The sequence below is a fragment of the Pseudarthrobacter sp. 902506025 genome (assembly GCF_040702325.1).
Taxonomy (GTDB): Bacteria; Actinomycetota; Actinomycetes; order Actinomycetales; family Micrococcaceae; genus Arthrobacter.
Genome location: NZ_JBFBKW010000001.1, coordinates 450,405 through 466,428 on the forward strand (window position 1 = coordinate 450,405; position 16,024 = coordinate 466,428).

The window sequence follows — 16,024 nt, forward strand, 5'->3', positions numbered from 1 at the left end:
TCGATGTACCGTGCACCTGCCAGGACAGACGGGACGGGTAGCCCGTTTGTGAAACAGGAATTTCAGGTTGCAGGCTGCGGTTCCGTTGAAAGTGCGTGGCCGCCGCCGGCGCCTGGCCGGTACAGGTGGCAGCGGACCCAGTGGCGGTCCAGCGGATCGCCCACCTGGTGCCGGACGGGTTCCTCGGCTGAGCAGCGCTGATCCGGATCGCCTTCGAAGGCGCAGGTGGTGGAAGCCATGACAGCCTGCCGGAGCCGGGCGCGGTGAACGGGGTCGTAGGAGCCGGCACGGGCCGGATCCGGAACAGCCGAGACCAGCAATTGGGTGTAGGGGTGGGCCGGGTTGGCCAGCAGGTCCAGGGATTCGCCCTCTTCCACGATTTCGCCCGCGAACATGACAGCCGTCCGGTCCGCGAGGTACCGGGCTGAGGCGAGGTCGTGGGTGATGTAGAGCATGGAGATGCCCTGTTCATCGCGTAGTTTCCGCATCAGGTTCAGCACGCCGATGCGAACTGAGACGTCCAGCATGGACGTTGGTTCGTCGGCCAGGATGACTTGAGGTTCGACGGCGAGCGCGCGTGCGATGGCGACCCGTTGACGTTGCCCGCCTGAGAGTTCGTGGGGGTAGGAGTTGAGCATGTCAGCCTGCAGCCCGACGGTGGTCATGAGCTCCTCGAGACGATGCCGGGTCTGCTCTTCGGTTCCGCGCCGGCCGGAGCCGCCTTTGCCGTGGATCACGAGTGACCGTCGCAGGAAGTGCTCGACCCGGTGTACGGGGTTGAGGGAGCCGAAGGGGTCCTGGAAGACCATCTGAAGCCGGGAGCGGAACGTGCGTGAGGCCTGGAAGCGGTCGCGTTTGAGGACGTCGACGCCGTCGAGCAGTATGGCGCCTTCGCTGGGTTTCTCAAGCCTCGCGACACAGCGGGCCAGGGTGCTTTTGCCGGAGCCTGATTCCCCGACGAGTGCCACGATTTCTCCGCGGCCGATGGTGAGGTCTACATGGTGCAGTGCCCGGACGGTCTGGCTGGAGAACAGGCCGCCGGTGTGGAATGACTTTCCCAGTCCGCGCACCTCCAGGGCCGGGGTCCGGGTGGAAACATCCGGCCGTGTTGGGGAGTGGACGGTGTGGCTCATTGTGCTGCTCCTTCAAAGACGGCGGCTTCGGCGTCAAACGGTGCCACGAAGTGGCCCGGCGCAATTTCGGTAAGGTCCGGGATGTTCTGGAACTTCACGCCTTCGGGCAGGCCCTTGAGCGGGACCCGCGGGCCCGTAAGCGGCGGGAAAGCGCCCATGAGGGCCTGGGTGTAGGGGTGCCCGGGGCAGGTGTAGATGTCGTGGGCTTTGGCGGTCTCCACGATCCGGCCGCCGTACATGACGGCCATGCGGTGGGAGAGTTCCACCATCAGGGACATGTCGTGGGTGATGAACAGGACGGAGAAGCCCAGTTCGCGCTGTAGGTCCTTGATCTGCGCCATGATCTCCTGTTGCACCACCACATCCAGCGCGGTGGTGGGCTCGTCGAGGATCAGAAGTGACGGCTTCAGGGCGACGGCCATGGCGATAACGGCGCGTTGCCGCATCCCGCCGCTGAGTTGATGCGGATACGACTTGAGGCGGCCCGGATCGATTCTCACCAGCTCCAGTAGCTGTGCCGCGCGTCGAAGGGATTCCTGGCGCGAGTAACCGGCGTGCGTGGTGAAAATGTCGGCCATCTGCTCCCCGATGGTCAGCACCGGGTTCAGCGAATTCATGGCTGACTGGAACACCATGGCAACGTCCTGCCAGCGAAAACGGCGCAACTCGTCCTGGTTCATCGCCAGCACGTTTCTTCCTCCGAAGGAGATGCTGCCGGCAGCGATCTTCGCCGGGTCCTTGAGCAGCCGCATGATTGAGTTGGCGATGGTCGACTTTCCACAACCCGATTCGCCGGCCAGCCCGAACACCTCACCGGCGCCGATGCTGAAGGAGACGTTGTCCACGGCCGTGGTCGAGCGGGTGTCTCCGATGTACTTGACGGTGAGGTTCTTGACGTCGAGGACTGGTTCGTGGGAGCCGAAGGAGGTCTGGGAGACGGTCACTGTGCCGCGCTCCTTTCGGTGGGTGCGGGTTTGCGGATCTTCCGCAGCCGCGGGTTGGTTACTTCGTCGACTGCGTAGTTGATGAGCGCCAGGGCGAATGCCACCAGGGCGATGCAGAGGCCGGAGGGGACAAAGACCCACCAGCTTCCGGTGAGCAGGGCACCTTCGTTTCCGGCCCAGAAGAGGTTGTTTCCCCAGGAGACGGTGCTGACGTCCCCCAGGCCAAGGAATTCGAGGCCGGCCTGGGCCCCGATGCCGTAGATGACGCAGGCAAGCAGTGTCCCCATCACGATTGATGCCATGTTCGGCAGGATTTCGCGGAACATGATGCGGCCGGCTCGCTCACCGGACACGACGGCGGCAGCTACGAAGTCCTTGGAACGGATGGACAGGGCCTGTGACCGGAGAACGCGCGCTGATCCGGCCCATCCGGTGACGGTGAGTACCAGGATCACGGTGCCCAGTCCCGGGGGCAGGAAGGCGGCCAGGATGACGAGCAGCGGCAGGCCGGGAAGGAGGAGGAAGACGTTGGTCAGCAGCGACAGTGTTTCGTCGACGAATTTCCCGAAATAGGCCGATGCCAGCCCGACGAGGATACCGACGAAGGTTGACGCAAACCCGACAGTAAGGCCCACGAACAGGGAACTCCGGGCGCCGTGGACGGTCAGGGCGAGCACGTCCTGGCCCTTGGCAGTGGTTCCGAGCCAGTGCTCGCCGTCCGGTTCCAGTGAGGCCATGCCGGTGATCCTGGAGGGGTCGCCCGGGAACAGCATGGGCGCGGCCAGCGCCAGGACGATGAAGACGAACATGATGGCCATGCCGGTCATGGCCTTCTTGTTGGTGGTGAGTCCGTGGATGAAGCCGCGGTTGGTTTTGCGGGCAGCTTTTGCTTCCGTTGGCTGCTGGAGGATAACGCTGGTCATGGTCGGTCCCTTGGTTACTGGGTACGCAGTGCTCAGTTGCTGCGCACGCGGGGGTCGAGGCGGACGTAGAGGATGTCCACCAGGAAGTTCGCCAGCAGCACGGCGGCGGTGATGGTCAGGAACAGGCCCTGCATGAGTGGGTAGTCAAGGCCCTGGACGGCGTTGAGGAGCTGGTAGCCGACGCCGGGGTAGGCGAACACCACCTCGGTGAGAAGGGCCCCGCCCACGACGAAGCCCAGGCCCATGCCGAAGCTGGTGACGGACGGAAGCATCGCGTTCCGGGCGGCGTACCGGAGCATGATGCGGGCCGGGCGGAGGCCCTTTGCTTCGGCCATGGTGATGTAGTCCTCGGAGTTGGTGGCGATCATGGTGTTCCGCATGCCAAGCATCCAGCCACCGATGGAGACCAGCACGATGGTCAGCGCCGGCAGTACGAGGTGGGCGGCGACGTCTCCGAGGAACTCGGTGGTGAACGCCGGCTCCAGGCCGTCCGTGAACGCGTGCCGGATCGGGAACCAGCCCAACACCACGCCGAACAGGTACAGCGCGCCCATCGCGAGCCAGAAGTATGGAAACGAACCGATGAAGACCAGCACGGGAGGCAGGGCTGAATCGACCGCGCCGCCGCGGCGCCACGCTGCCAGGATGCCCAGCAGGTTACCGACGACGGCGGCAATCACCAGGGCGGTGCCGCCGAGCAGCAGGGTCCAGCCGATCTGGGACGAGATGACCTCGGTGACCGGGGTGGGGAACCGTGAAATCGATACCCCCATCTGCCCGGTGAAGATGTTCTGGAGGTAGCCGGCGTACTGTTCCCAGATGGGCCGGTCGTCGACGCCGAGCAACTTGCGCAGGGCCTCAATCTGTTCGGGCTGCATTCGGTCCTGGGAGCGGGCGAACATTCGGGAGACGGGGTCCCCGGGCATGAAGCGGGGGAGCAGGAAATTCAGGGTGATGGATGCCCAGAAGGCGATCAGGTAGAAACCCAGGCGGCGCAGGATGAAGCGCACGGTTTCCCTCCAATTCGGGAGTGGTGAAAGTGTGGGGGCTGGCCGCCGGATAGTCCGGCGGCCAGCGGTGTCGCGCGGTGGGCGGCCAGGCCCTTACTTGCGCGGTTCCAGACTGGTCAGCACCAGAACCGTGGTGGGTGCGCGAACCGAGAGGGTGGCGTAGGGATTGTCCTGGGTGGGCCAGCCAATGAAGCGGGTGTCGTTGTAGGCACCCCACTCCGGGCCGGAGAAGAGCGGCACCAGCGGTGCTGCGTCGTTGTACTCTTCCTGCAGCTTGTTGGCAATATCCTTCTGCTTGGACTGGTCCGTGGCGGTAGCGAACTCCGTCAGCAGGGCATCGGCTTTGGGGTCGCCGAAACGGTGGTAGTTGTCGAACGTCTTGGTACCCACCGGCTTCACCGTGGAGGAGCCCATGGAGGTGTTGAAGTACTTGTACGGGCTGGGGTCGTTGGCGCTCCAGACGATGCCGGAGTCAAAGTCACCGGTTTCGTAGCCTGACACAACAGCGGCCCAGTCCGGGGAGTCCACTTTCGCGGTCACACCGACTTCTGCCAGGTTCTGGGAGATCACGTTCGCAACCGAGAGCCAGTCGGACGAGCTTGAACCCACGGAGATCTTGAACTCGAACGGCTTGCCGTCCTTGAGCGTGCGCTTGCCGTCGGCGCCCTTGGCGTAGCCCGCCTTGTCCAGCAGCTCATTGGCTTTCTGGACGTCGTGGTTGGTCCAGGTGCAGTTGTCCTTGACCTGGGTGTTCTTCCAGGTCTCGTAGTTGCCGGAGAGCCCGGTGCAGTCGGCCGGCTGGGCGTAGCCGCTCATACCGATCTTGGTGACCTGGTCCCGGTCCACGGCCATGCTCAGCGCCTTGCGGACATCAACATCGTTGAAGGGCGCTTTGGTGGTGTTGAGCTGCCAGTTGATCATGGCACCGGTCGGCGGGAACCAGTAGTGCCGGTGGTCCTTGTCCTTTGAGACGAAGGTCTTTTCGATGTTCGGGATGTACTGGGGCGCCCAGTCAACGTCGCCGTTTGCGGCGGCGAGGTTGGCGCCGTCGTTCCCGGCGAAAGCGAGCATCTTGATGCCGGCGATCTTCTGCTTGTCCGGCTGCCAGTAGTTGGGGTTCTTCTTCAGCACGAAGGATTGTGCCTGGAAGTTGTCCACCTCGGTGTAGGGTCCGGTGCCTACCGGTTTGGCGTTGGCGTCCTTTTCCGGATCGGCCAGTGCGGACCAGATGTGCTTGGGCAGGATGCTGAGTTGGCCGACGTCGTAGAGTGCGGGGGACCAGGGCTTGTTGAAGTTGAACGTGACCTTGTTGCCTTCTGCGCTCACGCCGTCGAGGTACTCGTAGCCGCCCTTCAGCTTCTTCTGAAGCTCGAACGTGTAGGCCACGTCGTCGGCAACCAGGGGCTGGCCATCGGACCACTTCACACCATCACGCAAGGTGAAGGTTATGGACCTGCCGTCGTCGGCGGCCTTCCAGTCTGTGGCCAGCCACGGCACGGTGTCTCCCTTGGCAGGGTTGAAGATCAGGAGTGACTCGTAAATGGACTGCTGGATGCTTCTATATTCGTCAACCATCGGTTGGGTTGGCTCCGGGCCGAAACGTAGGCCCCAGTACCCCCGTATCTTGCGGAGGCTAAGCTTTGCTTCAAGCGATCTGCGAACTGCAGCAAATCTGGGGGGATAGGCATGGAAAGTGGGCAGTACGAAAACATTGGTTTCCGTGAGGTGATCGGTGAAGACGGTATGACACCAGATGACATAACTGCCGAAACCACAAAAGAGGGCGCACTCCCGCGGCGGCTAAATCCGTTCATCCTAGTTCTGTGGGCGTTGTCCGGGGTCTTTATCCTGGGAGGGATATTGGCACTCCTGAATGGCTCCTTGGAAGTGAGCATGACGGATCAGGTCAGCATGGCCTACGTTCTCTTCACCTTCGCGCCCACCAGCGTCTTCATCGGCGTTGCCACCGTTCTCGCACTCATGTTCTGGCACGCTTGGCACTGGCAACGCTTAAAGGGTTAATCCCGGGGGTGGAAATTCGGTAGAAGATCAACGGCCCGCGCAGGGGCGAGATTCTTCTCCTAATAACACTCTTCAAGATCAAGGAAGAGTGAGAAAGTTCCTCTTGACTTACAGGAAGGTGCCGATAAGCGTTTATCACTTCGCAGGACAAACCTCTTAAAAAGGCTCCGATAAAGGTCTCATTTCCGGAGAAGTCTCGTGAGGAGCATCATTGCCATGTAAGGTCCATTTCAGCCTGGGGGAATAATGAAAAATGTAATCACACGTGCCGCTGCCGTTGTCGCAATTGCCGGAGGAGCGGCATTTTCCGGCATGGCGGCCGCTAGCGCCGCTACGCCTTCTCCGGATGTCGTAGGAGTCCTGCAGACCGAAACATTCAGGGCCGAGCGCAATTGCCAGGATAGGTACCAACAGTTGCTGACTTATAACGCGGTGATCGTCAAACCCTGCACGCACGTAGGTGGGGCGTTCGGCGAGTACTACCTACAGTTCCGGATGACGTAACTCTAGACTCGACCACGGTTTGGGGTGCCTCACGAGTGCTCCAAATCGTGGCACGTGTCAGCTCCTTTCCACCCCCAGGCGACCTGAGACGTAACCGCCGCAGCTGAACAAACCTAGATTTCTCTTAGAATTGGGACTAAGCTCTACTTAATAAATAGGGGGGTACATGCTGAGTCAATTGAACCTTTTACCTGCGTGGGCGAAGATTACATGTCTTTTGTGCCTTGCATGTGGCCTGGCATTTGTTATCGTCACCGTGGTTACACTTAGCCGCGGTTCGAACATTACCGATATACTCTTCAATCTTCTTCTGATCGCCGCCTTCGTTGGCCTTGCGGCTGCAGTCGCTTCGAAGGCTAAACCGTCTCTTAGAGGAGACGGCAACGAATCAGGAAAGCGGCGAGGACCTCTTTTCTTTTGAGCATTCGGCAGATCTAGAACCTCCTTGCCACAATCAACCCGCTGAAAGTACGGCTTCCGGCGCCCCACTCAGTGTTCGATAAAGTTGCCGTGTTATGTAGCGCTTGAGGCTTCGGATGATTTCCTTCTTGGTTTTTCCCTGGCTTGTTCGCTTCATCACGTAGCCTCTGGTAATTGGGTCCCGGTTCATTCTGATGAGGGCGATCGTGTAGATGGCTTTGTTGAGTTGGCGATCGCCTCCGCGATTTAGCCGGAACCTCTTGGTGCCGCCGGACGAGGCTGGAATCGGACAGGTGCCGGCAAGAGCTGCGAATGCGGCTTCAGATCGTACTCGCCCGGTGTGTGACCAAGCGGTGAGGATGATGGCGGCCAGGACTGGGCCGATGCCGTAGACCTGCAAGAGCCCCGGTTGTACTTGCAGGACGAGTGTTTCGAGTTCTGTATGGTTCTTGGCCATTTGTTTCTGGAGGGTCAGGATTTGCTGAGCCAGCCTGACCGCTTCGCGGCGGCATGTTTTGGTTCCGAATTCCTCGTCTCGTTCTCTCCAACCTGCGACGGTTTTGATTTGGGTGATGGTCAAGGGCTTGCGCGCATCCAGGCCAAGGTCTACGACGCGCAGAAGTGCAGTTAGGGCGTTGATGGCCGCGGTGCGTTCTCGTGCCATCGTCCGGCGTGCGTTGGAGAGGATCCGTAAGGCCATGTGATTCTGGCCCGAGCGTGGTTCCGGCAGGTGCTCTACCGGGATGCTGAGAACAGCTCGTGCTGCACGGGTCGCATCCATGGAATCGGATTTACCCTGGTAGCGCCCAAGCCGCTGGTTCGGAACAGGGGCTTCGGTGACTTGGAAGCCCGCGTCGGAGGCTTGTTGCCGTAGCTTCGCACCGTAGGATCCAGTTCCTTCCATGGAGAGGAGAACGTGATCCTGCGGCACACCCGTGTGCCGAAGGATCCAAGTTAATGCGCGGTTGCCTCCGGTTGAGGTGGCCGGGAATGTTTCATTTGCGATCTCTCCGCCGCTGGCGGTGTTGATGATGGAGAGAGTGTGGGTTTTGGCGTGAGTATCAATGCCGACGACAAAGGCAAAGTGTTCTGCAACGATCATTAGTTCCTCCTCGATACCGGGAAACGAAAGCGCATCAGCGGGTAACGGCGTGGCAGGTCTGTAATGGGCCACACCCGGTTCGGGTGGGCATGCTTCTAATCAGGCCAGCGCTGTAGACAGAACCGATGCCGGGCCCCACTAGGGCGGACATATCCAAGAAAGCGCACTCCGAACAGCTCACACCGGAGGCAATACCATGGGTGAGTCACGCCCAAGCCGGACCACAGCACCAGCCTGCCAGCTGCTCACAGAGCAACCGGGTAAAGAGTTACAGACCATGGGGTTGACGGTCGGTGCGAACGGGTTGAAGTTCTGCACGAACGTGCCCATGTCTTCGCGGGGTATGGTGAGGAACGCGCCGGCGTTGGCTGCGGCGTCGGTGCCGCCGGGCTTGTTGCCCGTGGCAGAGCAGCCGGTCAGCAGCATCGCGCCTACGGCCAGTCCGGCCGCGGCAATGCGGGCAGACGTGAAGAACCTGGTTTGTGTCATGATGGTTTATCTCTTCCTGTCTTCATCAGCAAGGTGAAGGGTGGGTGGGGGATGTGCTCTTCGACGTTGATTTCGCGGTCAGACCGAAGAGCGTTCTAGCAGCGGACAGTCGACCAACTGCTGGCCGGCAGTGATCGGCTGTCCTGCTGTAAGGGCGGCAAGCGTCTGGACTCCCAGAGCGCCCATCTGTTCGAACGGCAACGCAACCGTGGTCAGCTTGGGCCTGAGGTAGGCCGCGATGAGTTCCTGGTTGTCGAAGCCGATCACGGCGATGTCACCGGGGATGGCCAGGCCACGTTCCTTTATGGCGTCGTAAGCGCCCATGGCCATGCGGTCATTGAGGCAAAAAAGAGCGGTTGGCCTCTCCTTGGCCGGGTACCGGTCAAGGATTTGGCAGGCAGCGTCGTAGCCGCCGTCTGCCGTTGCATACCCGGCCACCACCAGCTCCGGATCGAGCTCAAGGCCTGCGTCGGCCAGGGATTCCCGGACCCCCTGCAGACGCCCGACAGCTGCAGGGATGCCCGGGTCCAGGTTGATCACACCGATCCTGGTGTGGCCGGCCTGGAGGAGGCGTTCGATGGCCACCCGTCCGCCGGCCCTTTCGTCGGGGACGATCGAGGGCAGCTTTCCGTCCAGGTCGAAACAGTTGACGAGCACCGTGGGCACTTCGTGCGCGCTTGGGGGCACATGTACACCGCGGTGGTGCGTTGCCGCGTACAGCAGGCCTTCCACCCGCTGCTCCAGCAACTTCTCAACGGCAGCCTCCTCCATACCTTGGTTGGGGCCGGCCGTATCGCCCTGGTCCGACGGGGCAATAAGGAGGAATCGATGGTCGATCCAGGCCTGGTCCTGGGCGCCTTTGATGATGTCCACTGCGAAGGGTGCGGTCACGATCTCGGTGACAATCCCATACCAGTCGCTGCGCTGGGATGCCAACGCCCTGGCCCCGGCATTTGGACGGTAGCCCAAGGCCTGAACGGCGTCGGCGATCCGGGTCCGCGTCTCTTCCGAGATGCTGGCGTTTTCTCGGTTGCTCAGCACGAATGAGACAGCCGTCCGGGAGACTCCGGCATGCTTGGCGACGTCACTCATGGTGACACCACGCTGCCGTGCAGCAACGGGTTTGCTTGAGGAGGCGTTTTTCGCCATTGAATGCTCCAGTGGTCTTCATTGAGCCGGGTAGTGCCAGTTCTGCCGGGAGGACATCTGTCCTGCCCGATTGCAAGTAACTCGCGTTACCATGCGCGTGTGATCCAAGTTACCCGCGTTACTAAGAGGTGTCAATAGCCGCTGATGGGCGCGGACATCCCCAGCCGTCTTCCGGCCGGGACGTGTGGCGGTTAGGGACGGGTTTTGAAGGACTCGACCTTCCCCGGGTCTCTTTCGACGACCGGGCCGAGGATCTCATCGATCCTCACGAGCAGTTCCGGGTCAAGCTTGACTCCTGCAGCCTGGACGTTGTCGACGAGTTGCCCGGGCCGGGATGCTCCCACGATGGCTGCCGAGACGTTGGGGTTCTGCAGTACCCATGCGACAGCGAAGGCTGCCATCGACAGTCCGGTCTCTTCGGCCAGGGGTTTCAGTTGCTGGACACGGGTGAGGATGTCCTCGCTGAGAAAGCGGTGGTCGTTTTTCAGGCCGCCGTTGTCGGCGCGGAAGCGGGAACCCTGTGGGGCCGCGGCGCCGGGAGCGTACTTGCCGGTGAGGACTCCCTGGGCGAGCGGAGACCAACAGATCTGGCTTATGCCCAGCTCCTCGCTCAGTGGAACGATTTCCTGTTCGATAACGCGCCAGAGCATGGAATACTGCGGCTGGTTGGAGATGAGCTGGATGCCAAGTTCGTTGGCCAGGGCGGCGCCCGACCGTAGCTCGTCCGTCGTCCACTCTGAGACCCCGATATAGTGCGCTTTCCCGGCCCGGACGATATCGGCAAAGGCCTGCATGGTCTCTTCCAGCGGGGTCTCGTAGTCGTATCTGTGGGCCTGGTAGAGGTCGACGTAGTCGGTTTGGAGACGGCGCAGCGATGAGTTGATGGACTCCATGAGGTGTTTTCGTGACAGGCCGCGGTCGTTCCGGCCGTCCCCCGTAGGGAAGTACGCCTTGGTGAAGATCTCGACGCTTTCACGGCGGGTCCCTTTGAGCGCCTCGCCCAACGCTTGCTCGGCCCGGGTTCCGGCATAGGCATCGGCGGTGTCGAAGGTGGTGATGCCCAAATCCAGTGCTTGCTTGACGCACTGCGTCGCTGCATCCTGGTCAATCTGCTCACCGTGTGTGAACCAGTTTCCGTACGCGATTTCGCTGATGTATAGGCCGGAGGATCCCAGCTCGCGGTGTTCCATCAGGCTTCTTCCTTTCCTAAATCGATGAGTTGGAGCGCAGCGTCGGCTGTGCCACCAGTGGAGTACAGGGTGAGGGATGTCTGGGCACGGTCAGGGAAGATCAGTTCAGTCACGGTGGCGAGCCCATCGTTGGCGAAAATTTCCACGGAGCAGTGGTCAACGAAGATCTGGAGCGCGTAACTGCCGTCCTGCCGGGCGGCAATCGGAGCGAGGCTGGTGGAGGGGAAAGCTTCGTGAAAGCCGGTGTCCCCGGAGCGGGTACGGTCCACGATGAGTTCTCCACTGCGGGGCCGGATCCCGATCCGCGTCCCGGCCGTGCCGTCGGCTGAACCCCTGACAACAAGGCCGAATTCCTCGGCACTGCCCGGCGTAAAGATGATGTCGATGGCCTGTACTGCTGTGCCGCCCTCAACTGCTGCCTGGCCGTTTATGGATAGCCTCTGCAGGGGGCCGGACTCCGACGTTGCTTTTACTTCCGGCGCGGGTTGCTGAATGAGTCGGGGTTGACCGTTCACGGAAACAAGGGAAATGTCCCTGACCAGGCTCATGGGACTGCGCCAGGGAGAGGTGGGAATGTGATTGGCGTACTGCCAGTTGTTCATCCAGCCGATCATCAACCGCCGGCCGTTTGGAACGTTGCTGAACGAGACGGCTGCATAGTAGTCCCGGCCCCAGTCAAGCCACTGGTAGTCGGGTACGCGCTCCGGATCCTGCATACCCTCGGTGAGGCTTGTCTCGGAGCGGAACGTGGCGCCGTCGAACTCTCCCACAAAATACTGGCCTGCCGACCCGCCGTTCGGGCCTCCGGGGTTCATGTTCACCGTCAGGATCCATATCCTGGCCGAGGCGTCACCGTTCAGCGGCAGCTCGAAGAGGTCCGGGCACTCCCAGATCCCGCCGGTGCCGTTTGCAGGGCCGAAGGTGCTGAGGTACTCCCAGTTCTTGAGGTCTTCCGAGCGGTAAAGCAGGACAGTGAAGTCATGTGCCTCGACGGCCACCATGACCCAGTAGCTGCCGGCCGGGCCGTTATAGCGGAAGACTTTTGGGTCCCGGAATTCCGGTGAGTTCCTGGTGAGGACCGGGTTGCCGGCATACTTCGTCCAGGCGTAGCCGCCGTCAGTGCTCCATGCGACGGACTGGGCCTGGGTGCCCTGATGGGGGGAACCCGGTTTGTATGCACTCGTGTAGATGGCCACCAAGGGGGCTTTTCCGTCTGCGCCGAATCCACTGGTGTTGCCGGTGTCCACCACAACGCTGCCGGAGAAGATGTCCTCGGTTTCATCGCAGGGGATTGCTACCGGTTGTTCCTCCCAGCTGACCAGGTCTGCTGAGGTGGCATGGCCCCACGACATGTTGCTGTGAACGTTTCCGTAGGGGTTGTTCTGGTAATAGAGATGGTAGACGCCCTCGTGGAAGACCAGTCCGTTGGGATCGTTAAGCCATGTGTTCCTGGCAGCGTAGTGGATGGCCGGCCGGTAGGTGTCGAGGGTCGGGGTGACGCTGTTCATTGTTCTCGTTTGATGGCCGTGTGCGCGGTCCGCAGTGCCATGGAGCGGCCGTGGGTTGGCATTAAGATGCTGCCCTGACCCGGACAGGCGGCGCCTGGGCCGGCCTGAAGAATCGGGTTTTGTGTCATGATGGGATATCTCTTTCCTGTCTTCATCAGCAAGGTGAAGGGTGGGTGGGGGATGTGCTCTTCGACGTTGATTTCGCGGTCGGACCGAAGAGCGTTTTAGCGGCGGACAGTCGACCAACTGCTGGCCGGCAGTGGTCGACTGTCCTGCTGTCAGGGCGGCGTCCACCAGGTGCCACGTTCTGGAAGGCGCTCACCGTCATATCTCCCGAGGTGGCTAAACGGCGTCCCTCGACGACGCCGCATTTCCCGCCGCCGCCATTGAACCGTCACCTGTACTTCTTGAGTAAACGCGCCCTCTCCCGGGAGGGCTTGTGGCCCAACACCTTTAAGTAACGCGCGTTACCTTGATGTGATCCAAGTTACCCGCGTTACCCCTCGGTTGTCAAAGAGCGCCCGGGTGTGGAGCGCGCCCGGCGATGCTGCTATCCGGGCCGGCGGCCGGAGCCCTGTGGGCGTCAGACCTTGGCGTTGTAGACGTCAAGTCCGAACCGGTTGAGTCCGGGCGTTCCGGCGTACCCCAGGTACGGCAGGCCGAATGTGTCCTCGATGCTGGCCAGCAGGCTGTAGTGGTTGTAGGGGGTGGTGGACCATGTCCCGCCCTTGGTGAACGGAGACAGCACCAGGGCTCCCACCCTGCCGCCGCCCATCCCCGTGATGCCGGGCAGCGCAGCGTTCGGTCCGGGACCTTCCCCGCAGCAGGCACTCGCGTCCGACTGCGGCCCGTCGGACTCGTCGAAGGTAATGACCAGGACGCCGTCCTGCTTAAACGCGGGGGAGGACGTGATGGCCGGAACCCACTGCTTGAGCCATTCGTCGGCGCTCGCAAGCCCGCCCGGATGTCCGTCAACGCAGGGGGAATCGTGCCCGTCGTGGCACAGGTTGGGGGTGATCATCGACAGGTTGGGCGTGGTGGCAGCGGAGGCGAGGTCGGTTGCTAAGGCGGTCAGGTCGACGTCGTTCGCGGCGCAGTCGGGCGATCCGGTGATCCCCGCGAAGTACACGAACGGGTTGTGCCGCGCCGCATACTGGTCGCCCACCCGCGCCTTCTGCGTATCATCGACGGCGCCCAGGGCAGGGTGCCGGCAGGGAGAGCCCATGTCCTCCATGTAGCCCTTCCAGGTTTTGCCGGCCGCTTTCAGCTGACCGGCGACGGTGGGAACGCCAGTGGGGAAGACGCACCCGTCACCGACGGCCTGGCCGGGGCTCGCGGTGCCGGCGCCCACGAACGGCGTGTAGGTCTGGCAGTCGGCCTGCATCTGGGCGTTGGGGCCCTGCCCGGAAATCTGGGCAACATAGTTGGGCTGGGAGTTGTGCGCTGTGCCGTAGTACTGGTTCAGCAGGACGCCCTGGCTGCGCAGGGTCTGGGAGAGGTAGGGAGCGGCCGACGCCGGGCCCCACGTTTCGTCGTAGCCCTTGTTTTCGAGGTTGATGACGAAGACGTGGTTGGCTCCTGGCAGGTAGCCCTGGCTTGGTGTCGACGCGGTGGGGGCGCTGATGGCGGCGGCGGGGTTGAGGGTGGCCGCAGTTCCGCCGAGGGCGGCGGCAAGCACGGCCATGGCGGCCAGGGCGGGGCGGAGTTTGATTTTCACGGGAGCTTCCATCCGTCAGCAAGTGCTTTTTCTTTCAGGCCGGACCATTCCTCGGCCGGAGGCGGGCCCACCGGGGTGCAGGCAGGGCCGGCCACAAAGGGCGGGACCAGATACGTGGGGGCGGCAAGGTTTGCGGGCGTTCCGAAGTCCAGGACCTCGGCAATATTGCGTGCGGCCTGGTCCCGGGGTGTCAGGGGAGGCAGGTTCCAGCGCCACTCGATGGCCTTCAGGACCGAGGTGTGGTCGTAGACGTCGTGCGCAACGTATCGGCGGCGTGCGCGGGGTGAGACCACCAAGGAGGGAACACGGAATCCGCGCAACGCTGTTTCCGGGCTGGTGTCCGGTGCCGTCGCCGGGGGCACGTGGTCGTAGAAACCGCCCCATTCGTCGTAATTGACCACCAGCATGGTGTTCGCCCAGCCTGGGCCGGACGTGACCGCGTTGTAGACCTCGGCGAGGAACGTTTCGCCCGAGCGGATGTCCGCGTGCGGATGGTCGTCGCCGGAGGTTCCTGAGCCTTCGTCCGTGAAGCGCGGGTCAACAAAAGAGACGGAAGGCAGAGCGCCGGCGGAGCAGTCCGCAAGGAACTCCGCGTACGGACGGGAGATGCCCTGGTACATGGTTCCCCACAGTGCCGTGAACGGGATGTCGCCGTAGTAGTACTTGCCTGAAACACCTGCCGCGGCCAGCCGGTCCCAGATGGTGGGAAGGGTGGAGGTGGTGGAGGAGTTGTGGATCCGGTCCGTGGCCGCAGCGTGTTGGTAGAAGCGGTTCGGGTACGTTTCGGCCATGGTGGCGGCGAAGTATCGGTCGCAGACAGTCCAGTCCGGTCCGGCCTGGCGCCAGAAGTCAAGATCCGGCTCGCTGTAGTAACCCACGGAGAACTCGTCGTTCTCACCCGCCCGCAGCCAACCGTCGTTTTTGCCGCTGTTGTACTGGATCCGGCCGCCCTCGTAGGAGTGGTCGGGGTCAGGGTGGCCGCAGCCTTGAAAGTCGGTCAAATGGTAGGTGGAGTGGGGGATGCCGTAGCGGTCGATGTAGCTGAGGCCGGACTGCGTGCCGTCAGCACCGGGCAGCCAGCCCAGGAAGTGGTCGAAGGAGCGGTTTTCCATCATCACGACAACGATGTGCTCGATGCCCGAGTCGCTGGGCGCCGGAAGCGTGGACGGTGCGGCGGCGGCCGGCCGGAAGGCGCTGCCGGCGGCCAAGGTGGTCGCGGCAGCGGTTCCTGCGGCGCCAAGGAAGTGGCGTCTGGAGAGGTTCACGTCTGGTTCCTTGCAGGTGAGGAGGACGGCGACGCGGGCACGCTCCCCGCCTTGGGCCGGTCGCCGGACCTGAAGTTACTGGTCGGTAAGATTTTGCGCTCACCAGTAGATCACGGCTTGTCACGGTCTTGGCTCCGAACCGGGGCTGTTCATGGAATGTTCACTGGAGGTTCTGCGGGAGCGGACTGGTCCGTCCCTGGAGCCAGTCCTCAGTCACGCTCCATCTGAATGGTGATTTCGTAGGAATCTGAGCCTTCGGGAGACTCCTCGATGCACAGTGACTCCCGGCTTGTTCCACCAGTTCCGGTCCTGATGCAACCCACGTACCGTCCCAGGGCGGCGTCGCCCGTTCCGGACGTCATGCCGAACCTGCTTGCCGCAGATTCAAGGCTGACCTTGTGGGCCACGGACCACCGTGCGCTCAGCCGCAAACAGGATGTGTCGATGGAGAGACACCCGGGATCAACCTTGGGGTCGAGGCGGGAGACCTCCACCCAATCATTCTCCGGTAGGTTGTCCGCGCGGGCCCGCATGGCACTCGCCTTCTCTTCCTGGGAGCCGCCGCCACCGTTGATCTCCTGGGCCAGCGCCGAGCATCCCGCGAAGACGAGAATGCACAGCAGGGCCACTGCCAGCGCGACACCGCCG

The 16,024-nt window shown here is 62.4% G+C and carries 14 protein-coding genes; 1 reads left to right on the top strand and 13 read right to left on the bottom strand.

Going from position 1 to position 16,024, the window contains the following annotated elements; genetic code table 11:
* Positions 1 to 62 precede the first annotated feature (62 nt).
* The 5 genes from AB0280_RS01990 to AB0280_RS02010 all read right to left on the bottom strand — a co-directional run bounded on the left by AB0280_RS01990 (position 63) and on the right by AB0280_RS02010 (position 5,585).
* A complete protein-coding gene (locus AB0280_RS01990) occupies positions 63 to 1,133 on the bottom strand; it encodes an ABC transporter ATP-binding protein (RefSeq protein WP_307489969.1) in 1,071 nt (356 codons plus the stop codon).
* Positions 1,130 to 2,077, bottom strand: a complete 948-nt coding sequence (locus tag AB0280_RS01995) for an ABC transporter ATP-binding protein (RefSeq protein ID WP_307489972.1) — start codon at positions 2,075 to 2,077, stop codon at positions 1,130 to 1,132. The genes AB0280_RS01990 and AB0280_RS01995 overlap by 4 nt, the downstream gene beginning before the upstream one ends.
* Positions 2,074 to 3,000 (bottom strand): ABC transporter permease, encoded by a 927-nt coding sequence (locus AB0280_RS02000; RefSeq protein ID WP_307489974.1) that lies wholly within the window; start codon positions 2,998 to 3,000, stop codon positions 2,074 to 2,076. Before AB0280_RS02000 ends, AB0280_RS01995 begins: the two co-directional genes overlap by 4 nt.
* A 32-nt stretch (positions 3,001 to 3,032) precedes the next feature.
* Positions 3,033 to 4,010: an ABC transporter permease gene (locus AB0280_RS02005; RefSeq protein ID WP_307489976.1), complete on the bottom strand. Its 978-nt coding sequence runs from the start codon at positions 4,008 to 4,010 to the stop codon at positions 3,033 to 3,035.
* A gap of 93 nt (positions 4,011 to 4,103) precedes the next feature.
* Complete coding sequence (locus AB0280_RS02010; RefSeq protein ID WP_307489978.1) at positions 4,104 to 5,585, bottom strand: ABC transporter substrate-binding protein; 1,482 nt, start codon at positions 5,583 to 5,585, stop codon at positions 4,104 to 4,106.
* 111 nt (positions 5,586 to 5,696) lie between these two features.
* Between AB0280_RS02010 and AB0280_RS02015 the strand changes: the two genes are divergently transcribed.
* The gene (locus AB0280_RS02015) at positions 5,697 to 6,032 is read left to right on the top strand and encodes a hypothetical protein (RefSeq protein WP_307489980.1); all 336 of its coding nucleotides are present in this window, start codon (positions 5,697 to 5,699) and stop codon (positions 6,030 to 6,032) included.
* Between the two features lie 958 nt (positions 6,033 to 6,990).
* Here AB0280_RS02015 and AB0280_RS02020 read toward each other — a convergent pair.
* From AB0280_RS02020 to AB0280_RS02055, 8 genes are all read right to left on the bottom strand, one after another.
* Complete coding sequence (locus tag AB0280_RS02020; RefSeq protein WP_366366103.1) at positions 6,991 to 8,058, bottom strand: IS110 family transposase; 1,068 nt, start codon at positions 8,056 to 8,058, stop codon at positions 6,991 to 6,993.
* Between the two features lie 177 nt (positions 8,059 to 8,235).
* Positions 8,236 to 8,547: a hypothetical protein gene (locus tag AB0280_RS02025; RefSeq protein ID WP_307489984.1), complete on the bottom strand. Its 312-nt coding sequence runs from the start codon at positions 8,545 to 8,547 to the stop codon at positions 8,236 to 8,238.
* Between the two features lie 78 nt (positions 8,548 to 8,625).
* Positions 8,626 to 9,639 carry a LacI family DNA-binding transcriptional regulator gene (locus AB0280_RS02030; protein ID WP_425328572.1) on the bottom strand — a complete coding sequence of 338 codons (1,014 nt, stop codon included), beginning with the start codon at positions 9,637 to 9,639 and terminating at the stop codon, positions 8,626 to 8,628.
* A gap of 248 nt (positions 9,640 to 9,887) precedes the next feature.
* Positions 9,888 to 10,886: an aldo/keto reductase family protein gene (locus tag AB0280_RS02035; RefSeq protein WP_307489988.1), complete on the bottom strand. Its 999-nt coding sequence runs from the start codon at positions 10,884 to 10,886 to the stop codon at positions 9,888 to 9,890.
* On the bottom strand, positions 10,886 to 12,394 hold the full coding sequence (locus tag AB0280_RS02040; RefSeq protein ID WP_307489990.1) for a glycoside hydrolase family 32 protein: 1,509 nt from the start codon (positions 12,392 to 12,394) through the stop codon (positions 10,886 to 10,888). The genes AB0280_RS02035 and AB0280_RS02040 overlap by 1 nt, the downstream gene beginning before the upstream one ends.
* Before the next feature lie 583 nt (positions 12,395 to 12,977).
* The gene (locus AB0280_RS02045; RefSeq protein ID WP_224025981.1) at positions 12,978 to 14,111 is read right to left on the bottom strand and encodes an alkaline phosphatase family protein; all 1,134 of its coding nucleotides are present in this window, start codon (positions 14,109 to 14,111) and stop codon (positions 12,978 to 12,980) included.
* Entirely contained in the window at positions 14,108 to 15,376 is a 1,269-nt protein-coding gene (locus AB0280_RS02050) for an alkaline phosphatase family protein (RefSeq protein ID WP_224025982.1), read from the bottom strand. The genes AB0280_RS02045 and AB0280_RS02050 overlap by 4 nt, the downstream gene beginning before the upstream one ends.
* A 209-nt stretch (positions 15,377 to 15,585) precedes the next feature.
* On the bottom strand, positions 15,586 to 16,005 hold the full coding sequence (locus AB0280_RS02055) for a hypothetical protein (RefSeq protein WP_224025983.1): 420 nt from the start codon (positions 16,003 to 16,005) through the stop codon (positions 15,586 to 15,588).
* Positions 16,006 to 16,024: the final 19 nt, after the last annotated feature.